This window comes from Variovorax sp. 10N432, from assembly GCF_056394465.1.
The window spans coordinates 1-2,250 of sequence record NZ_JBFTHX010000106.1 but is presented as its reverse complement, the minus strand read 5'-3'; the positions used below and the strand labels follow the sequence as shown (position 1 = coordinate 2,250).

Sequence of the window (2,250 nt, the reverse complement as noted above, 5' to 3'; positions counted from 1 at the left end):
GATATGGACGGGATGGTCGAGGTGATGAAGGAGTACTTCGGCACTTGGTCGCCGGTGAGTACGACTGTGTGCATCAATCAGCTTTCCACGCCCGGTGCGCGCGTCGAACTGGAGATGATGGCTGTCTTCCCCAGGCACCGAAACTGATGCCGAGCGCCTTCGAGGCACGGCAATCACTTGCCAGGAGCCTCGAAGTCGGCAATGCGAGCACTCTAACTGTGAAGAGTGAAATGGTTGTTGTTGATTTGTTGAATCTCCACAGGGGAGCGGCACTGCCGATTCGTTGATGGGGGAAGTGCCAATTACAGTCGTGACTCCAGTAGTTCAGTGGGGCCGTGCGCTTGCTGGCGTGCTGCTAGGTGAAGCCAAAGGCCAACTTTCGTTCGGCCGACTGGATGAAATCGTTCGGCCTGCCGGTGGTCTGTGGGCAGTCCATTCGCGCGCACTTATGACGGATGCCCAGCTCTGCGCAGACCTGCGAACAGAACGGCGAGCCGCTGTCTGTCTGCGCCTCCTGTCTCCAACGAACTGGCGAGGTACGCTGCAGCGCGCACAATCTGCATGTCCTGCGGCCAAGTCTCGTCGGCGCGAATTCGGTGAAGGCGGTGCGCGCATCTGGCTAAGAAAACATGTCGTCGCGACTTACTTGATAGCCGGGATCGATCGAATGCGACCCGCGTGCGACAGCAACATTTGCCCAACCTCGCTCGGATGAAGGGCGAGCGAGGCTTAGAGAAGAGGGAAGGCCAAGGAGGCACGGGCAGCCGGTGCGCCGCAAAAGCTCGACGTGCCGAGTCTCGGTCTCAAAGAAGGCAGCGCCTAGTGTAGTGTTCTGTTCTTGACGGAACTTATATGAATCAGGCATCTCCCATGCTCTACTGTCATCCAGGTTGGAGAGAGCGAATGCGAGTTGCATCGAGCTTACATCACCATTCATTTTAATGAAAGTTATTTCAGGGATGTTGTACTAGCATATGGTGTCGCTAACTCGTTCGGCCCCGTGAGCGTGGGACCTCGAGAATGCCTCTCGGCTGCGCCGTAGATTCGCGAATCACCAGATCAGCGGGCAATACAACGTGCTGCGGCTGGAAATCCGACGAAAATTCCATATTCGCAAGGAGAATTCGGGCTGCTGTTTGCCCCGCCAGGTAGGGCTGAATGCGAGCGGTCGTGAGTGAAGGGGTCCACCTTGCCGATAGCGGAATGTCGTTGAAGCCAGTCACAGAGACATCCTGTGGGCAGCGAAGGCCGCGCCGATGAAGCGCGGTAATCGCGCCCATGGCCAACAAATCGTTAGCACCCATAAGGGCTGTAAAGCGGACGCCACTTGAAACAAGGGTGTCTGCGCATGCCTCGCCCTCGGCTTCCCGATAGCCCTGACTATAGACAATCAAGTTTCTGTCCGTGTCGATCTTGAGCCTTTTTGCCCAGTAGAGATACGCGGCAAGTCGGTCGCGCCCGGTAGACCAGGAAGTCGGTCCCGAGATATAGGCGATGCGTCGATGCCCGAGATCGACGAGGTGGCGCAGCAGTGCGCCAATACCTTTACGATCGGCGTTGACCACCGACGATATCTGCTCGTTCTCCACCGCGCTGTTTACAGTAACAATCGGTGTCCCCTGAGAAGGGAGCCCTGATATGGCTGCATCTTCGCGCAAAGCGCTGGCAACCACTAAGCCTTCGACACCTCGACGCAAGAATGTGCCGATCAGCAAACGTTCGCGCTCGGGGTCATCGTCCGTATTGCCAATCATCGCAACATAGTTGCTCTTCGAAATCGTATCCTCGATGCCTCTGATGATTGGCGGAAAGAGCATGTTGGTGATGTCCGGCACAACGATGCCGATGGTCTTGGTGGCATTGGTTCGCAAGCTCACGGCGGCACCGTTGTGGCGATATCCAAGCTGCTCAACAGCCTCTTGAATCCGTGTTCTCACCTCGTCGGTAATGCGATGGCTGCTTCTTGGATCAAGCGCACGCGACACAGTGGAGTAGTGGACGCCAACATGCTCAGCCACATCCTTTAGCRTTGCCCGTTTGGTTTTCATAGAGCTGACCTAGGGGGAAAATGAGAAACGACGCATTGTCTAGTGTGTCCTTCGTGCAAACGTTTGCCTTTGCTCTTTGTTTTTCCTAGAATGCCAGGCGCAACGATACCTCATAGGAAGCACCCATGACATTCACCACGCCCTTTCGCACGTCGCCGACTAATCCTGACGTGGGCGAGATTCAGACCCTGCCTGAGCGACA

1 protein-coding gene is annotated in these 2,250 nt (G+C 56.2%); it reads right to left on the bottom strand.

Going from position 1 to position 2,250, the window contains the following annotated elements; all coding sequences use genetic code 11:
* Positions 1-983: 983 nt before the first annotated feature.
* On the bottom strand, positions 984-2,048 hold the full coding sequence (locus tag AC1DF3_RS36795) for a LacI family DNA-binding transcriptional regulator (protein ID WP_478142783.1): 1,065 nt from the start codon (positions 2,046-2,048) through the stop codon (positions 984-986).
* Positions 2,049-2,250 lie beyond the last annotated feature (202 nt).